Origin of the sequence: Lapillicoccus sp., from assembly GCF_039935575.1 — a bacterium.
Classification (GTDB): Bacteria; Actinomycetota; Actinomycetes; order Actinomycetales; family Dermatophilaceae; genus Lapillicoccus.
Window position 1 is genome coordinate 1 of sequence record NZ_JBDTKA010000045.1, and the last position, 16968, is coordinate 16968.

15 protein-coding genes and 1 pseudogene are annotated in these 16968 nt (G+C 68.2%); 3 read left to right on the top strand and 13 right to left on the bottom strand.

All coding sequences use genetic code 11. The features are described from left to right. The 3 genes and pseudogenes from ABI385_RS05725 to ABI385_RS05735 form a co-directional block, all read right to left on the bottom strand. Nucleotides 1–458 (bottom strand): annotated as a pseudogene (locus ABI385_RS05725) (tRNA 2-thiouridine(34) synthase MnmA); the annotation flags it as partial. Continuing rightward, nucleotides 458–1669: a cysteine desulfurase family protein gene (locus ABI385_RS05730; protein ID WP_348102786.1), complete on the bottom strand. Its 1212-nt coding sequence runs from the start codon at nt 1667–1669 to the stop codon at nt 458–460. The pseudogene ABI385_RS05725 and the gene ABI385_RS05730, both read right to left, overlap by 1 nt. A gap of 46 nt (nt 1670–1715) precedes the next feature. Then, nucleotides 1716–2309, bottom strand: coding sequence for a GNAT family protein (locus ABI385_RS05735; RefSeq protein WP_348102787.1), 594 nt, complete (start codon nt 2307–2309; stop codon nt 1716–1718). 81 nt (nt 2310–2390) lie between these two features. On the opposite strand from ABI385_RS05735, the gene ABI385_RS05740 reads away from it, so the two are divergent. Beyond that, on the top strand, nt 2391–3239 hold the full coding sequence (locus ABI385_RS05740; RefSeq protein ID WP_348102788.1) for a class I SAM-dependent methyltransferase: 849 nt from the start codon (nt 2391–2393) through the stop codon (nt 3237–3239). A 494-nt stretch (nt 3240–3733) separates the two neighbouring features. Here ABI385_RS05740 and ABI385_RS05745 read toward each other — a convergent pair whose 3' ends face one another. The 7 genes from ABI385_RS05745 to ABI385_RS05775 all read right to left on the bottom strand — a co-directional run bounded on the left by ABI385_RS05745 (nt 3734) and on the right by ABI385_RS05775 (nt 11927). Beyond that, a complete protein-coding gene (locus ABI385_RS05745; RefSeq protein ID WP_348102789.1) occupies nt 3734–4693 on the bottom strand; it encodes an electron transfer flavoprotein subunit alpha/FixB family protein in 960 nt (319 codons plus the stop codon). Nucleotides 4694–4742: 49 nt separating this feature from the next. After that, nucleotides 4743–5528 carry an electron transfer flavoprotein subunit beta/FixA family protein gene (locus ABI385_RS05750; protein ID WP_348102790.1) on the bottom strand — a complete coding sequence of 262 codons (786 nt, stop codon included), beginning with the start codon at nt 5526–5528 and terminating at the stop codon, nt 4743–4745. 166 nt (nt 5529–5694) lie between these two features. Continuing rightward, the gene (gene xylB, locus ABI385_RS05755; RefSeq protein WP_348102791.1) at nt 5695–7116 is read right to left on the bottom strand and encodes a xylulokinase; all 1422 of its coding nucleotides are present in this window, start codon (nt 7114–7116) and stop codon (nt 5695–5697) included. 73 nt (nt 7117–7189) lie between these two features. Next, nucleotides 7190–8677, bottom strand: coding sequence for a mannitol dehydrogenase family protein (locus ABI385_RS05760; protein WP_348102792.1), 1488 nt, complete (start codon nt 8675–8677; stop codon nt 7190–7192). A 62-nt stretch (nt 8678–8739) separates the two neighbouring features. Beyond that, nucleotides 8740–9582, bottom strand: coding sequence for a carbohydrate ABC transporter permease (locus tag ABI385_RS05765; RefSeq protein ID WP_348102814.1), 843 nt, complete (start codon nt 9580–9582; stop codon nt 8740–8742). 23 nt (nt 9583–9605) lie between these two features. Further along, nucleotides 9606–10553 (bottom strand): sugar ABC transporter permease, encoded by a 948-nt coding sequence (locus ABI385_RS05770; RefSeq protein ID WP_348102793.1) that lies wholly within the window; start codon nt 10551–10553, stop codon nt 9606–9608. 9 nt (nt 10554–10562) lie between these two features. Continuing rightward, on the bottom strand, nt 10563–11927 hold the full coding sequence (locus ABI385_RS05775; protein WP_348102794.1) for a sugar ABC transporter substrate-binding protein: 1365 nt from the start codon (nt 11925–11927) through the stop codon (nt 10563–10565). A gap of 212 nt (nt 11928–12139) precedes the next feature. Here ABI385_RS05775 and ABI385_RS05780 point away from each other — a divergent pair, with 212 nt between their 5' ends. After that, a complete protein-coding gene (locus ABI385_RS05780) occupies nt 12140–13102 on the top strand; it encodes a sugar-binding domain-containing protein (protein WP_348102795.1) in 963 nt (320 codons plus the stop codon). A gap of 3 nt (nt 13103–13105) precedes the next feature. On the opposite strand, the gene ABI385_RS05785 is transcribed toward ABI385_RS05780, so the two are convergent. From ABI385_RS05785 to ABI385_RS05795, 3 genes are read right to left on the bottom strand one after another with little or no spacing between them, the layout of a single operon-like run. Next, entirely contained in the window at nt 13106–13465 is a 360-nt protein-coding gene (locus ABI385_RS05785) for a hypothetical protein (protein ID WP_348102796.1), read from the bottom strand. Then, nucleotides 13462–14241: an enoyl-CoA hydratase-related protein gene (locus tag ABI385_RS05790; protein ID WP_348102797.1), complete on the bottom strand. Its 780-nt coding sequence runs from the start codon at nt 14239–14241 to the stop codon at nt 13462–13464. The genes ABI385_RS05785 and ABI385_RS05790 overlap by 4 nt, the downstream gene beginning before the upstream one ends. Continuing rightward, a complete protein-coding gene (locus tag ABI385_RS05795) occupies nt 14238–14759 on the bottom strand; it encodes a hypothetical protein (RefSeq protein WP_348102798.1) in 522 nt (173 codons plus the stop codon). Before ABI385_RS05795 ends, ABI385_RS05790 begins: the two co-directional genes overlap by 4 nt. A 35-nt stretch (nt 14760–14794) precedes the next feature. Between ABI385_RS05795 and glgX the strand changes: the two genes are divergently transcribed. Then, complete coding sequence (glgX, locus tag ABI385_RS05800; protein ID WP_348102799.1) at nt 14795–16948, top strand: glycogen debranching protein GlgX; 2154 nt, start codon at nt 14795–14797, stop codon at nt 16946–16948. The last annotated feature ends 20 nt before the right edge of the window (nt 16949–16968 follow it).

The window sequence follows — 16968 nt, forward strand, 5'->3', positions numbered from 1 at the left end:
ACGTAGGACTGGTCCTTGGCGGGGTCGACGGCCCGGTGCAGCTGCCGGCCCCCGTCGGCGCCGACGACCACCTGGGCGTAGTGGCCGGTAGCCACGGCGTCGAACCCGAGGGCCACCGCCTTGTCGAGAAGGGCGGCGAACTTGATCCGCTCGTTGCACCGCACGCACGGGTTGGGGGTGCGGCCGGCGGCATACTCCTGCACGAACTCCTCGACGACGTCCGCATTGAACCGGCTGGCCATGTCCCAGACGTAGAAGGGGATGCCGATTCGGTCTGCCACCCGCCGCGCGTCTCCGGCGTCCTCGATCGTGCAGCATCCCCGGGCGCTCTCGCGCAGGGTCGCGGCACTCTGGCTGAGCGCCAGGTGGACCCCGACGACCTCGTGTCCGGCGTCGACCATCCGGGCGGCGGCAACGGCCGAGTCGACACCGCCGCTCATCGCGGCAACGACCCGCATCAGGCCGCTCCCACAGTGGGCGCGGTGTCCGAGGTCCCCGCCGCCCGCCGGGCCCGCTCGACGGCGGCGGGCAGAGCGGACAGCACGGCCTGGACGTCGTCCTCGGTCGAGGTGCGCCCCAGCGAGAGCCGCAGCGCGCCGCGGGCCTGCTCCTGCGTCAGACCCATCGCGAGCAGGACGTGGCTGGGCTGAGGAACGCCCGCCTGGCACGCCGATCCCGTCGAGCACTCGATCCCGGCGGCATCCAACAGGTAGAGCAGGGAGTCGCCCTCGCAACCGGGCACCAGCAGGTGCGCGCTGCCCGGCAGTCGGCCGGTCACGTCTCCGGCCACCCATTCGCCGCCGGGGACGATCCCGAGACCCAGCGCCATCGCTCCGCCCACGAGTCGGTCGCGCAGGGCGGCGAGCCGGATGGACTCGGTCTCACGGTCGAGCATCGCCTGCTCGACCGCGACCGCGAACCCGCGGATCCCGGCCACGTCGAGGGTGCCGCTGCGGACCTGGCGCTCCTGTCCCCCGCCGTGGGAGAGCGGGACCAGCGTGTGGTCGCGCTTGACGACGAGGGCACCCACCCCGACCGGACCGCCGAGCTTGTGGGCGGTCACCGCCGCCAGCTCGACGTCCGCGGCCGCGAGGTCCATCGGCACATGGCCGAAGGCCTGGACCGCATCCGTGTGCAGAGGGATCCCGAGCTCATGGGCCATCGCCGCGATCCCGGGTATGTCCTGGACGGTCCCCACCTCGTTGTTGGCCCACATCACCGAGACGAGTGCCGCTGACCCGGGGTCGGCGAGGATGGCCGCGCGCACGGTCTCGGGTGCCACCCGACCGTCGGCGTCGCACGCCAGCCAGGTGATCTCGGCACCCTCGTGCTGCACGAGGAACTCGGCGCAGTCGAGGACGGCATGGTGCTCGACCTCGCTGACGAGCAACCGAGTACGCCGCGGGTCGGCGTCGCGGCGCGAGGCATACGTCCCGCGCAGCGCGAGGTTGTCCGACTCGGTCCCTCCGGAGGTGAACACCACCTCCGACGGACGGCAGCCGAGGGCGGCCGCGATCGACTCGCGCGACTCCTCGACGACCCGGCGGGCTGCGCGCCCCGACGTGTGCAGCGACGACGCGTTGCCGACCACCGTGAGCTGGCGCGTCATCGCGTCGAGTGCCGCGGGATGCATCGGGGTCGTCGCCGCGTGGTCGAGGTAGTGGCGCACCGCTCGATTTTACGGGGCTGTGACCGGCTGCGGTGACGAGCGGCGGTCAGGGACGTGGGTCGGAGTCCAGCAACGCCATGTCGTGGACGTCGCGCCACGCACCATCCAGCCGGACTGCCTGCCGACGCACCCCCTCGAGCACGAACCCTGCCCGGGTATAGACCCGGATCGCCGCGGTGTTGGACGAGGTCACCTCGAGGGCGAGGCGATGCAGACCCAGTGCCCCAAAAGCGAAGTCTCGAACCAGGACGGTTGACTCGGTGCCGTACCCCCGGTTGAAGACCTCCGGCCCGACGAGAGCGATCCGATAGCTCATCGACTCGGCATCCTCGTCGAAGTCCATCAGGACGGCCTCGCCCACCACGTCATCCCCCTCCACCGTCACGATCGCCCAGTCGGCCCGGTCCTGACGCAGCCGTGCCCCCTCGAGCCCCGCCCGGGCCCGTTTCCTGGCGAAGTCGGCTAGCGGACCTTGCTCCTCACCGACCGAGAACAGCGGCCACAGACCCTCGAAGTGCTCCGGCCCCGTCGGCTCGAGCCTGACCAGCGCACCCACGAGGGTCGGCTGGTGGTTGAGGAGGTCGACGGACACCACATGCCAGACCCAACCACAACCGCGGCGCGCGGCAAGCGGAGCCATCTCCACGGCATACCGTGTCGTGCGTGGTCGGGCCTCATCGGATGGCCGACGTCGTCGCCCCGAGACCGCGCGGAGGTCATGATGAGCGAGGTCGAGCCGGCCTACCTGAGCCTGAACCGCGCGAACTGGGACGACCGGGCGCCGCTGCACGCCGCGGCACCTGACTACGAGGTCCAGGCGTTCGTCGACGACCCACACCACCTCTCCGGCGTGGTGCGTTTCGACCGGCCTCGGCTCGGTGACGTCACGGGTCTCGTCGGGATCCACCTGCAGTGTCACATCGGCACCGACACGATCTCGCTCTCCCGGCTGGGAGCCCGGATGACGGGGCTGGACCTGTCGGGCGTCTCGATCGAGCACGCTCGACGGATCGCTGCAGCGGCGGGCGCGGACGTCGACTACGTCGTCTCGGACGTGTACGCCGCCGAGAATGCCCTGTCGGGTCGGACGTTCGACCTCGTCTACGTCAGTATCGGTGCGCTGTGCTGGCTCCCCTGCGTGGACCGGTGGGCTGCCGTGGTGGCAGGGCTGCTGCGACCCGGCGGCCGGTTGTTCATCCGCGACGCACACCCGATGCTCGACACGCTCGACCGCGACGAGACCTCCGGGCTCCTCACCCCCGTCTGGCCCTATTTCGAGACGCCAGATCCCGAGGTATGGGATGAGGACGCGACCTACGTTGCCGCAGCGGAGGGGGACGAGCATCGGATCACCCACACGACGACGCACAGCTGGAACCATGGTCTGGGCGAGACCGTCACCGCGCTCGTGGGCCATGGCCTGCTCCTCACTCTGTTGGAGGAGCATGACAGCGTGCCGTTCTCACCGTTTCCCGGGATGGTGGTTGACGAGATCGGCGAGTGGCGACTGTCCGAGCGCCCGGCTAGCGTCGCGATGAGCTTCACCCTCGGCGCGACCAAGCCAGGCTGACGAGGCTGCCGAGAATGACCCGCCCGGTCGACCACCGCATTCGACACCCCCACCCGCCCGTCGACCAGCGCCGCCCGCAACGGCTTGGTGTCCGCCTCAAAGTGTCAACGCCGCCCGCGCCGCAGCGACCGCGGCACGGCGGTCTGCCACACACGGGACGGTCGGGTCTGAAGGCATACCCAAAATCTACAACCGACCACCGACAACCCCCTTCGGCCACGATCCACCGAATCCTGTTACCACGCAGACCGACCTGTCCTCAGCCACCGGGGCAGTCAAACTGCTGATCAGACAGCATTTGGTGTCGCCAGGACAACACCAAACGCAACTTGATACGCAGTTTGATCCTGTGCAACAGGGACGCGGGCGCAACAGGGCAACCGTTGGGGCTGCAGATCACGCGGCCTGGTCATGCCAGTACCGTAACGGCGTTGCCTTGTCAGGCCGAGGTTGTCTTGCGCTCGATCCTGCCCACCGGGGTGCCCGCCCAGGAATCAGTTCTTGGACGCCTCGACGGCGGCGGTGGCCTGCGGCAGGACGGTGAACAAGTCACCGACAACACCGAAGTCCACGAGCTCGAAGATCGGCGCCTCCTCGTCCTTGTTCACCGCGACGATGGTCTTGGAGGTCTGCATCCCTGCCCGGTGCTGGATGGCGCCGGAGATCCCGCAGGCGACATAGAGCTGCGGTGAGACCTGCTTGCCGGTCTGCCCCACCTGGGACGCGTGCGGGTACCAGCCGGCGTCGACTGCGGCGCGGCTCGCGCCCACTGCGGCGCCCAACGAGTCGGCGAACGCCTCGACGGGGGTGAAGTCGCCAGCCGTGCCGCGGCCACCGGACACGACGATCGCCGCCTCCGTCAGCTCGGGCCGACCCGTCTTCTCACGGGGCGCGGTCGCCGTGATCCGGGCAGACTTGGCGGCGTCCGAGGCCGTGAAGTCCACAGCCACCTCGGACGCATCGGCCGGGGACTGCTCCGGGGCTGCGGAGTTCGGCTTCACGGTGACCACCGGGGTGCCCTCCGTGACGGTCGCGGTGACCGCGTAGGAACCGGCGAACACCGACTGGGTCGTCACGACGCCACCACCATCGGCGGCCTGCACGTCCACAGCGTCGGTGATGAGACCGGAACCGATCTTGACCGCCAGTCGCGCGGCGACCTCCTTGCCCTCTGCAGAGGAGACGATGAGCACAGCCGCCGGCGACACCTGAGCCACCAGCTGCGCGAGCAGCTCCGCCTGCGGCACCACGAGGTAGTCCACGAGGTCGGCTGAGCTCGCGCGGTAGATCTTGGTCGCCCCGTATGCGCCGAGTGTCGCCACCGCGTCTGGTACCGCGTCGCCGGCGATGACGGCAGCGGGTTCGCCGAGTCGCCGCGCGATGGTCAACAGCTCCAGTGTGGGCTTGCGGACCTGACCGCCCGCGTGGTCGACGAGTACGAGTACTTCAGCCATGTCGTTGAATCTCCTTGCAGCAGAATAAAGTCGAGGATGGACTGACGGCTCAGACGAACTTATGCTCGGTCAGGAAGGTGGCGAGCTTGGTGCCGCCTTCACCCTCGTCCGGCACGACCTGGCCCTTGGCCCGAGGCGGGCGGGCGGAGAATGTCTCCACCCGAGTCCACGCTGCGTCGAGCCCCACCTGGGACGGCTCGATGCCGAGATCAGCGACACCCCAGGTCTCGACCGGCTTCTTCTTGGCCGCCATGATCCCCTTGAACGAGGGGTAGCGCGGCTCGTTGATCTGGTCGGTGACCGACACCAGGGCCGGCAGAGCCGCCTCGACCGTCTGTGAGGCGGCGTCGTTGTCGCGGCGCACGGTCACGGTCCCGTCACCGACCGTGAGCTCGGAGGCGAACGTGACGGCCGGAAGGCCGAGGCGTTCTGCCAGCATCGTCGGGACGACACCCATGCTGCCGTCGGTGGAGGCCATACCGGTCATGACGATGTCGGGCTGCGGGTCGAGCTTCTCGATGGCTTTGGCGAGGATGAGCGAGGTCGCCAGCGCGTCTGAGCCGTGGATCGCGTCGTCGACGACGTGCACCGCCTTGTGGGCGCCCATCTGCAGCGCTTTCTTCAGGGCGTCGGCGGCTTTGTCGGGACCGACCGTGAGGACGGTGACCTCCCCCTCGCCAGACTCGACGATCTTCAACGCCTCTTCGACGGCGTACTCGTCGAGCTCCGACAGCAGACCGTCCACGCCGACCCGGTCGGTGGTGTTGTCACTGTCGGAAAAGGTCCGGTCGGACTGGGCGTCGGGAACGTACTTGACACAGACGACGATGTTCATGCGTCCTTCTTCCGGCTGGTGCCGCGTAGGGAGTCGGGTGAGGCAGGTGGAGACGAGGAGTGCTCGTCTGCCATTCTCTCAGCCGCTGGCCGCTCTCCCCGACCGAACCAGAGTGATGCCGGACACGCCGACGCACGATCTCAGACGTGGCGCTCAGACGCGGCCCTCAGACTCCGTGCATCCGGGTCCGCAGCGACGCATACCGTTCCCGCACCTCACGCCCCCAGTGACCGGGGTCACCCGAGGCGCCTGTCTCGCGTACGGCCCACTGTGGAGGTTCGTCGGCCTCCTGGCGGCCGGCCAACGCCCAGGCAGCCTGCCGCGCTGCACCCAGCGCGACGTACTCACCGGGCGTCGGGACGGCCACCGGCACTCCGAGCACCCCGCGGGCCACCGACTGCACGGCCGCGGACCGGGCCCCACCGCCGATCAGCAGCACCCGGTCGACCGGCACCCCGTTGTCGCGCAACGCGTCCAGGCCGTCGGCGAGACCGCAGAGCATCCCCTCGACCGCGGCGCGCGCGATGTTCTCCGGCGACATGTTAGTCCGCGTGAGGCCACCGACCGTGCCCGTGGCCCCGGGTAGGTCGGGCGTGCGCTCGCCGTCGAGGTAGGGCAGCAGCGTCAGGCCACTTGCACCTGGCTCGGCAGCCGAAGCCAGTCGCTCGAAACCCTCCAGGTCCGTGCCGAGCGCCGCCGCCGTGGCGGTGAGCACCCGGGCAGCGTTGAGGGTGCAGACCAGGGGCAGGAAGCGACCGGTCGCGTCGGCGAAACCCGCAACTACACCGGTGGGGTCGGCGGTTGGAACTTCGGCAACGCCGAACACGGTGCCGCTGGTGCCGAGGGAGACCACCACGTCGCCGGGCCCGAGGCCGAGGCCGAGCGCGGCGGCCATGTTGTCGCCCGTCCCCGGGGCGACGACCAGACCACCCGGCGAGGTACCCGCGACCTCATGAGGGGCAAGCACCTCGGGGACCCCCAGGTCCCGCCCGAAAGCCCGCCGCAGCAGGTCGTGACGATAGGCCCCTTCGCTCGGTGACCAGTACCCGGTGCCCGACGCGTCGCCGCGGTCGGTGACGATCCGGCCGACGCCCGGTCGGCCGTCGCCCAGGATCTGAGCCGTGAGCCAGTCGTGGGGAAGGACGACGTCTCGGACGCGGTCCGCTTGTTCGGGTTCGTGCTCCGCGAACCACCGCAGCTTGGCCACGGTGATGCTCGCAAGAGGGACGGTCCCCACGGCATCGGCCCATGCCTGTGGCCCACCCAGCTCGTCGACGAGGTCGGCAGCGGCATCGGACGACCGAGTATCGTTCCAGAGTAACGCTTTCCGGGCAACGGCCCCGCTCTCGTCGAGGGTCACCATCCCATGCTGCTGGCCCGCGACAGCGATGGCCTCGACTCCCTCGAGCAGACCACCCGCGGTCGCCTGCTCGTATGCCGCCCACCACGCCGCCGGGTCGACCTCGGTCCCGTCCGGGTGGGAGGCTCGACCCTCCCTCAGCACCTCGCCCGTCCCCGCGTCGCAGACGAGGACTTTAGTGGACTGCGTGGACGAGTCCACGCCGGCAACCAGCCGACCTCCACTCATCGGTTGCTCATCCGTCGCTGATAGGTCTGCACCACGTCGCTGCTGCGCACGCGACGATTCTGCCCTGTCGGGATCACTCGCTGGGGACGAGGTTCTCGAGGGTGGCCCGCGCCCCCACCTCGTGCAGGGAGTTCAGCGACCGCGTATAGGACGTAGTAAACCGCTCGTCGGCAGCCAGGTTCCCGAACAGGGTCTCGTCGCGCAGGAACGCCAGGGGATCGTCACCCTGCCGCGCGGCTGCGGCCATCACCCGGTCCTTGAGCTGGTCCACGACCTCGATGGGTTCGCCCTGCTCGTCGACGCCTTCGGCATACCGGGCCCACGAGGCCACGACGAGCGCAGATAATCCGATCTCCCCGCCAGACGCGAGGTTCTCCATGATGACCGGGACCAACCACTTGGGGATGCGGTCGGAGCTCTCCGCGCACAGCCTGGCCAGCGTGTCGCGGACCTCGGGGTTCGCGAACCGCTCGACGAGCTGGTGCTTATATGCGGTCAGGTCCACCCCGGGGACCTCCTGGAGCGTCGGCGTCGCCTCACGGTCCATATAGGAGAGCAGGAACCGGGCGAACAACGGGTCCTGACAGACCTCGTGGGCGTAGCGGTAGCCACTGAGATACCCGAGGTAGCACAGCGCTTGATGGCTGGCGTTGAGCAGGCGCAGCTTCATGAGCTCATAGGGCTCGACGTCCGTCACCAGCTGGACCGCGACGTCCTCGAAGGACGGGCGCCCTTTGTCGACGCCCTCGAAGTGGTCCTCCAGCACCCATTGCGTGAACGGCTCGCAGACGACGGGCCAGCCGTCCTCGACGCCGAACGTGTCACGCAACGAGGCGATGTCCCCAGCATCGGTCACGGGTGTGATGCGGTCGACCATCGAGTTGGGGAAGGAGACCGACAGCCGGATCCAGTCGGCCAGCTTGGCGTCCTTGAGCTCGGCAAAGGCGGTGACCATCTTCTTGGCGACGTCGCCGTTGCCGGGGATGTTGTCGCACGACATGACGGTGAAGGGCGCCGAACCTGCTTCGCGACGTCGCCGCAACGACTCGACGATGAAGCCGAAAACCGTTGTGGGAACTGCACCCGCCACGAGGTCAGGCTGGATGAGCGGCGCTGAGGAGTCGAACTCCCCCGTCGACGGATGGAACAGGTAGCCCCCCTCGGTGATGGTCAGCGACACGATCCTCGTGCTGGTTGCCGTCAGGATGTCCAGCACGGCCTCGGGGTCGTCGGCGGCCAACAGGTAGCGCACGATCGAACCGATCACCCGCGGTTCCAGAACACCGTCCGGATGCTTGACCACGAGGGTGTAGAGCCCGTCCTGGGCCTGCAGGACGTCACGCATACGCGCGTCAGCCGGCATGGTGCCCACCCCGACGATCCCCCAGTCGAGGCCCTCGCCTCGGTTCATCAGCGCGTCGACGTACATCGCCTCGTGGGCCCGGTGGAAGCCACCGACCCCGAAGTGGACGATTCCGGGGATGACGTCGGAGCGGTCGTATGCCGGTCGCCCCACCCCGTCGGGAAGGGACTCGAGCGTCTCCTGGGTGAGCTGTGGCATACCTGATCCTCTCGTTCGCACGAGCCCGATGGACGATGAGGGTGAGCTCCCGGACGGCGGTTCTACCGGACGGCGCCCATCGAAAGGCCTTGGACCAGCTTGTCCTGGGCCGCGAAGCCGGCGATCAGCACGGGGAGAGACACGATCAGTGACGCGGCACAGACCTTAGCGAGGAACAGCCCCTGGCTCGTGACGAAGCCGGTGAGGAAGACGGGCGCGGTCTGGGCGACCGTTCCGGTCAGCACGCGGGCGAACAGCAGCTCGTTCCAGCTGAAGATGAAACAGATGAGGGCTGCTGCTGCGATCCCCGGCATGACGACCGGCGCCACGATCTTGCGCAGCGTCATGATCAGTCCCGCCCCGTCGATCTGTGCGGCCTCGAGCATCTCGACGGGAACTTCGGCGAGGAACGACCGCAACATCCACACGGCGATCGGCAGGTTCATCACCGTGTAGAACAGGACGAGCAGCCAGATGTTGTCGAGGAGGCCCACCTGCTGGGCGAACAGGTAGATCGGCAGCAGGCCGGCGACGACCGGCAGGAACTTCGTGGACAGGAAGAAGAACAGCACGTCGGTCCACTTGCGGACCGGCTTGATCGACAGGGCGTATGCGGCGGGGAACGCGAGCAGCAGCACGAAGATCGTGGACATGATGCTCGCGGTTGCCGAGTTGATCAGTGGCGGCAGCGGACCGGCGCTGAAGAAGGACTCGTAGCCCTCGGTGCTGAGGGGGGCAAAGAACGACGGCGGGTTGGTGGCCGCGTCCGCTTCCTTGTGGAAGGACGTGAGGACCATCCAGAGCACCGGGAACACGAACGTCAGGCCGATCAGCCACGCCAGCAGGCCAAGGAGCTTGTTGCCCATGGGCTGGCGACGTCGGTTCGCCTGTCTGGGCGTCTTCATGGCCTGACTGTCAGCGACGACACTCATCGGGACTCCTCCTTGAAGAGGCTGAACACCGTGCGCAGCGCGACGGTAGCGACGATGATCGTCAGGACCACCACGATGACGCCGGCGGCGGACGCCAGCCCGTAGTCATGAGCGGTGTAGAAGGTCTGGTAGATGTAGTACGGCAGGTTGGCCGTTCCAAGACCACCGGACGTGATCGTGAAGACGTGGTCGAAGTTCTGGACCACGTAGATGGTGCCGAGCAGCCCGGCCAGCTCGATGTACTGCCGCAGGTGCGGCAGCGTCATGTTGATGAAGATCTGCCAGGCGTTGGCGCCGTCCATCCGGGCGGCCTCGACGACGTCGAGCGGGCGGGACTGCAAACCCGCAAGAAGGATCAGCATCATGAACGGGGTCCACTGCCAGATGATGGCGGCGGCGACCGAGAGAAACGGGAACTGTCCGATCCAGTCCACCTGCGGCGCCGAGGCACCGAAGAGGCCCTTGAGCAGACCGTTCAACAGGCCGTACTCCGGGTTGTAGAGCGCGTGTTTCCACAGCAGCGCGGCCGCCACCGGGACGATCAGGAACGGGGTGATCATCATGGTGCGCACGATGCCCCGGCCCATGAACTTGCGGTCCAGCAGCAAGGCGATCACCAAGCCCAGCAACAGCGACACCACGACGACGACGAAGGTCAGCAGGACCGTGACCCAGATAGCGTGCCGGGCGTCGGGATCCGACAGCACCGTCTTGAAGTTGTCCAACCCGCCGAACCGGCGCTCGTCGGGGTAGTAGGCGTTCCAGTGCAAGAACGAGGTGACGATCGTCACGAGGAACGGCAGCTGCGTGACGATGACGACGAGGATCAGAGCCGGCAGGAGCGGGGCCCTGCGCGCCCAGTCGCCCGAGCGTTGGAGGGAGCTCCGCCTGGGCGCCCGGGGTTCCGACGGCGTGGCGGTCGGCCGTTCGGCTGTGGTCGTCACGGCGTCAGGTCACTTCTGGTATTTCTTGCCGACGGTCTCCGCGAGCGCCTGCCCCTGGTCGAGGGCCGAGTCGACGCTCCCCTGACCGGCGATGGCCGAGCTGACGTACTGGCTCACCTTGGTGCCCAGGTCCGGGAACTCCGGGATGTCGACGAACTGGATGCCGGGGGCCGGCCGGGGCTGGACGCCCGGGTTGTCCGGGTTGGCGGTCTCGATAGCAGACTTGGTCTGCGGGGCGAAGGCCTCGGCGCTCTTGACGTAGTCGGGGTTGGCGTAGGTCGAGGCCCGTTTGCCCGCGGGAACGCGCGACCAGCCGAGCTGGGTGCCGACGAGCTTCTCGTAGTCCTTGCCCGATGCCCACGAGATGAACTTCCAGGCAGCGTCCTTCTTGGTGCTCTTCTCCTGCGCTGCCCAGGCCCAGGTGTAGAGCCAACCGGATGAGTCCGTCTTGACCACCGGAGCCGGCGCGTAGCCGATCTTGCCCTTCACCGGCGAGTCGGTTGCCTCGAGCGACCCAGCTGCGGAGGTCGCGTCGTACCACATCGCAGTCTTGCCCTGGGTCAGGTTGTTGAGGCATTCGGTGAACCCGGCCTGAGAGGCGCCGGCCTCACCGTGCTGCCGGACCAGGTTGACGTAGAAGTTCGTCGCCTCCTTGAACTCCGGAGCGTTGACCTTCGCGGTCCAGTCCTTCTCGAACCAGGTCCCGCCGAAGGTGTTGACCACCGTGGTCAGCGGCGCGAACACCTGGCCCCAACCGGGTTGGCCACGAAGGCAGATCCCCCGCATACCGCTCGGGTCGTCGACCTTTGCGGCGGCGTCGGCAACCTGCTGCCACGTCGGCTTGTCCGGCATGGTGACGCCCTTTGCCGCCAGGACGTCCTTGCGGTACATGAGGAACGACGACTCGCCGTAGAACGGCTCGCCATAGACCTTCCCGTCGACCGTCAGGGCGCTCGTCATCGGCTTGAGGATGTCGGACTGGTCGAAGCCGGTGTCGGACTTCGTGTAGGACGTCAGGTCCGCCACCCAGTGGGTCTTGGCATAGATCGGGATCTCGAAGTTGGACAGCGTGGCTACGTCGTACTGACCGGCCTGGCTGGAGAACTCCTGGCTGGCCTTGTCGCGCAGGTCGTTCTCGGGAAGCACCGTGAAGTTGACCGTGATGCCTGACTGCTTCGTGAAGTTGTCCGCGGTCAGCTTCTGCAGGTCGACCATCTGTGGGTTGTTGACCATGAGCACGTTGATCGACGTCGCGCCGCCGCTGGCGCCGCCGCCTCCACCGCCCCCGCCTCCGCCGGCACCCGAGCAGGCGGATAGGCCCGCGGAGAGGGCGAGCGCCCCCAGGACGACTGGGGCGATGGTCAACCGCGGCATGAGTTCTCCTCGTTGAGTCTGTGCGCTGGGTCTCCGCAGCCGGTGATGACACCGGTGCTCACATGAGCGGCTTGTTGCTCGTATGTTCATCGGGAGTCAACCGCGCCCTCGGCCGACTGTCAAGGGCCCTCTGTGAGAAACCGGTGCACGCCGGACACAATCTGGTTACATTCAGCACACCGCTCAGATGAGCGCCATGGAAAGGAGTGGTCGTGGACGTCCCCGAGCTCGTCTCCGGGCCTGCTCAGCTGGTGCTCACCGCGACCGTGGCCCGCCGCTACTACGTCGACGGGCGGTCCAAGGTCGAGATTGCCGACGAGCTGCAGATCAGTCGCTTCAAGGTCGCCCGACTGTTGGAGCAGGCGCTCTCAACAGGACTGGTACGCATCGAGATCGGTCATCCCGGCAGCATCGACGTCGAGCTCTCCAGCCGGCTGCGGGACCATCTCGGCCTGCGCACAGCAATCGTGGTCGAGACGCAGGAGACGGACCAGTCGGCGCTCAGGAGTCTGCTCGCGCGAGCAGCCGGCGAGCTGTTGACGGAGACCGTGACGGCCGCTGACGTCCTCGGGTTTGCCTGGGCTCGGGCCGTCGCCTCCCTGGTGCCGACCCTCGGTGGCATGGCTGCTGCACCCGTGGTCCAGCTCACCGGGTCGCTCGTCCGCGACGACCTGACGGTGACCTCGACCGAGATCGTGCGGGACGTCGGGCGTCTCACCGGCGGACGGGTCAGCTGCTTCTATGCCCCGTTCCTGCTGCCCGACCGGGAGACCGCGAGGACGCTACGTAAACAGGCCGACATCGCCAAGGTGCTCGCTCGGTTCTCGGATGTGACCAAGGCCGTCGTCGGTCTGGGTGCCTGGGGTGCCGGGCGCAGCACGATCTTCGACGCGATGACGGTCAAGGACCGGCGGGCCCTCAACGCTGCCGGCGTGGTGGCAGACGTGTCCGGTGTCTTCCTAGACGCGGAGGGACGCATCGTCGGACGCGACCAGACGGCCCGGTTGATCTGCATGGACGCGGCCCAGCTGGCCGGCGTCGACGAGGTGTTCGCCGTTCCCTACGGCGTCGAGAAGTCACCGGCCGTGCTGGCGGCCGCTCGTAGCGGACTCGTGACGAGCATGGTCACCCACGACGCCATGGCCAGAGAACTGCTCGGGATGCCCGCCGTCTGATCGTCAGGAGCGGTCGAGGGTCGCCGTCTCGAGCACATGGTAGGCAGGCACGTCGTAGGGGTGCGCCTCGAGCAGCGCCGCCACGACGGCTGCCCTCAGCGGGCGAGGGAGCACCACCTCCACCCGATGCTCGGGGACGTGCTCGAGGTTGCCCAGCTGACCGATCACCGGCCGTGCGTCCCGGATCGGCCGGAACTGGCCCACCCCGTCGGCGACGAACGCGCAGTGCTCGTAGTCCCCGATGCTCCCGGCGCCAGCCTGGAACACGGCGGCCAGCACGTCGTCGGTCGACTCGCGCGGCACGCAGAACACCAGGACGTCCAGGGCCTGCGCCCCACCCTGGCCCGCGATCCCGGAGCTCATCGACCCTCGAACGTCGCCTTGCCGGGCCCCTTCTCGACGAACGAGGCCATCCCCGTCTCACGGTCGCGGGTCGCGAACAGCCCTGCAAACAACATGCGCTCGATCTCGAGACCCGTCTCGAGGTCGGACTCCAGGCCACGGTCCACCGCCTCCTTGGCAGCGCGGATCGCGTATGCCGGTCCGCCCACGAACGTGGCCATCCAGTCGTGCGCAGTTGCATAGACCGCTCCAGCAGGCACGACGCGGTCGACCAGACCGATGGCGAGCGCCTCCTGCGCCGCGACGAAGCGCCCAGAGAAGATGATGTCCTTGGCCCGCGAAGAACCGACGAGCCGCGAAAGACGTTGCGTCCCACCAGCGCCAGGAATGATGCCGAGCAAGATCTCGGGTTGTCCGAGCTTCGCGTCGTCCGCTGCGACGCGGAAGTCGCAGGCCAGGGCGAGCTCACAGCCCCCGCCCAACGCATACCCGGTGACCGCCGCAACGGTGGGCTTGGGGATCCTCGCCACGGCGGTGATGCTGGCCTGCAGGGCGACGGAGCGGTCGACCATGTCCGTGTAGGACATGGTCTGCATCTCCTTGATGTCGGCACCGGCTGCGAAGACCTTGTCCCCGCCCCAGACCACGACGGCCGCGACGTCGCGCCGATCGCCCGCCTCGACGGCGGCTGCGCGGATCTCCTCCTGCACCTGCACCGACAGGGGGTTCATCGGGGGGCGGTCGAGCCGGATCGTCCCGATACCACCCTCGACCTCGAGGCGGACGAAGTCGCTCACGCCTGGTCCGGACGGTGTCGTGGCTCGTAGTCGTTGCTCGGCAGGTCGGTGGGCTGGTCGGGCTGGTCGGGCTGGTCGGGCTGGTCGAGGAACGACTGGTGCCAGAGCTGGACGACCTCCATGACCAGGTTGACGCTGATCTGGAAGAGCGACGACAGGTCGGCCCCCTGGGGCGCGACGTGCTCGACGCTGACGACGAGGTTCTCGTTGGCGATGCCGACCTTGGCGAGGTTGAGCTGGAGGGTGAAGTCGTTGCAGCGCTGCAGCCGCGCCACCGGGTCGGACGGGACGTTGTCGCCGATCAGCCACTGGCCGAAGATGCGCATCACCGGCCAGTCGCCGTCCTGGCAGCGCACGAACATCTGCTGCAACGGCTCACCGATCTGGAACGCGATATCACCGTCCGCGTCGATGTTGGGCTCGACCTGGAGGTCTTTCAGCACGTCCAGCATCCGCCCACGCAACGGGTGCTCGTCCGCCGGAGGCGGGAAGTTCGGGAGGCTCGTGGGATCGCTCATGGGAGACACCGTAACGGCCGCCCTAGGCTGGGATCATGGTGCCCCCGCCGCCGCCGCGACCCCTGCGCGACCTCCCGCCGGCTCCAGGTGTGACCCTCGTCGAGGGTGGTGTGGAGGTCTGCTTCTACGCCGGACACGCCGACGGGGTCGACGTCTGCCTGTTCGACGCCGGCGACCGAACCGGCACCTCGGAGCGACGTTTTCCCCTCACCCAACGGGCCCACGGCTTCTGGTTCGGTCACCTCGCGGGCGTGGCACCTGGCCAGCGCTACGCCGTGCGGGCAGCCGGTCCCTGGCGTCCGGACCTCGGCCACCGGCACAACGAGCAGAAGCTCCTCCTCGACCCCTACGCGCGCGCCATCGAGGGCGAGGTGACCCTGGCTCCGGAGGTGTTCGGGCACCGGGTAGGCGTCGAGCTCGCGGGAGACACAGGGCTTCGCGACGACCGTGACTCGGTGGGTTTCGTCCCCCGCTGCGTCGTTGCCGACGAACGGTTCGACTGGGAGGGAGACGCTCCGCTACAGCGGTCGCTCGCCGAGTCGGTTGTCTACGAGGTGCACGTGCGCAACCTCACGAAGCTGCTGCCCGGCATACCTCAGCATCTGCGTGGGACCTATGCCGGCCTCGCGCATCCGGTGACTCTCGAGCACCTCACCCGGCTCGGCGTCACGGCTGTCGAGCTGCTTCCGATCCATGCGTTCACCTCCGAACCCGAGCTGTCCCGACGGGAACTGGTGAACCACTGGGGCTACAACACGCTCGGGTTCTTCGCCCCCCACGCCGCGTATGCGTCGGCGAACGACCCGCAGGGTGTTCTCGACGAGTTCAAAGGGATGGTCAAGCTCGTGCACCGCGCCGGGATCGAGGTGATCCTCGACGTCGTCTACAACCACACTGCCGAGCAGAGTGCGGTCGGGGCGACGCTCAGCTGGCGTGGGCTGGACAACAGGGCTTACTACCGGCTGGACGACCGCGGTCACGACATCGACGTGACCGGGTGCGGCAACACCCTGGACCTGCGCCACCCCGTGGTGTGCCGGATGGTCCTCGACTCGCTGCGCTACTGGGTGCAGGAATGTCACGTCGACGGGTTCCGTTTCGACCTGGCCGTGGCGCTGGCGCGGGGGCGGTACGACGACTACGACCCCAACCACCCGTTTCTCGTCGCGTTGCGCACCGACCCCGTGCTGTCGAGGGTCAAGAACATTGCCGAGCCGTGGGATCTCGGCATCCACGGGTGGCGCACCGGGCAGTTCCCGCCGCCGTTCAGCGAGTGGAACGACCAGTTCCGCGACAGCGTGAGGTCGTTCTGGCTGGCCGACGTCGGACGCGACAACGACGACCGGTCCGGACATGGGGTCCAGGACCTCGCGACCCGGATGGCCGGCTCGCAGGACCTCTTCGGCGCCCGGGACCGAGGCCCGATCGCCTCGGTCAACTTCGTCACCGCCCACGACGGGTTCACCGGCCGCGACCTGACCGAGTACGACGTCAAGCACAACGAGGCCAACCTGGAAGGCAATCGCGACGGGTCGGACAACAACCTGTCGTGGAACCACGGCGTCGAGGGTCCGACGGACGACCTGGGGATCCAGGCATCTCGCCAGCGGTCGGTCCGCAACCTACTGGGCACGTTGTTTACCGCGACCGGGGTCCCGATGCTCAACGCCGGCGACGAGATCGGGAGAACTCAGCACGGCAACAACAACGCCTATTGTCAGGACAACGGCATCTCCTGGTTCGACTGGGACGTGCAGCCCTGGCAGCAGGACCTGTTCGAGACGACGCGGTTCCTCGTCCGGCTCCGAGCGATGCTTCCGGTACTGCGCCAACGGACCTTCCACTTGGGCGCGCCTGCCGACGGCGACGGGAGGGCCGACGTGGCCTGGTTCGGTGCGGGCGGTCAGCCGATGACGACGGAGCGGTGGACCGACCCCACGAACCGCACACTCGCCATGTATCTCGACGGCGACCGGCTCGGTGAGCGGTCCGCCCTCGTCCTGCTGCACGGCGGTGCGGCGGCAGCGGAGGTGACGCTGCCGACGCCCGCCGGGCTGAGTGCATACGAGCTGCTCTGGGACAGTGCCTGGCCGCGTCCCCAGGGGCCCCAGGTGGTCGAACCCGCCGACGGCCCCGTCGAGGTCACGGCTGCGTCGATGCACGTCTACCGGGCCGTGTTCCACCCCTGAGACCGCTCAGGTCCTCAAAC

Coding starts and splice junctions, on each gene's coding strand:
- ABI385_RS05735 (WP_348102787.1), bottom strand. CDS start 2,309: ATGGCTCCGCTTGCCGCGCGCCGCGGTTGTGGTTGGGTCTGGCATGTG.
- ABI385_RS05740 (WP_348102788.1), top strand. CDS start 2,391: ATGAGCGAGGTCGAGCCGGCCTACCTGAGCCTGAACCGCGCGAACTGG.
- ABI385_RS05745 (WP_348102789.1), bottom strand. CDS start 4,693: ATGGCTGAAGTACTCGTACTCGTCGACCACGCGGGCGGTCAGGTCCGC.
- ABI385_RS05750 (WP_348102790.1), bottom strand. CDS start 5,528: ATGAACATCGTCGTCTGTGTCAAGTACGTTCCCGACGCCCAGTCCGAC.
- xylB (WP_348102791.1), bottom strand. CDS start 7,116: ATGAGTGGAGGTCGGCTGGTTGCCGGCGTGGACTCGTCCACGCAGTCC.
- ABI385_RS05760 (WP_348102792.1), bottom strand. CDS start 8,677: ATGCCACAGCTCACCCAGGAGACGCTCGAGTCCCTTCCCGACGGGGTG.
- ABI385_RS05765 (WP_348102814.1), bottom strand. CDS start 9,582: ATGAAGACGCCCAGACAGGCGAACCGACGTCGCCAGCCCATGGGCAAC.
- ABI385_RS05775 (WP_348102794.1), bottom strand. CDS start 11,927: ATGCCGCGGTTGACCATCGCCCCAGTCGTCCTGGGGGCGCTCGCCCTC.
- ABI385_RS05785 (WP_348102796.1), bottom strand. CDS start 13,465: ATGAGCTCCGGGATCGCGGGCCAGGGTGGGGCGCAGGCCCTGGACGTC.
- ABI385_RS05795 (WP_348102798.1), bottom strand. CDS start 14,759: ATGAGCGATCCCACGAGCCTCCCGAACTTCCCGCCTCCGGCGGACGAG.
- glgX (WP_348102799.1), top strand. CDS start 14,795: ATGGTGCCCCCGCCGCCGCCGCGACCCCTGCGCGACCTCCCGCCGGCT.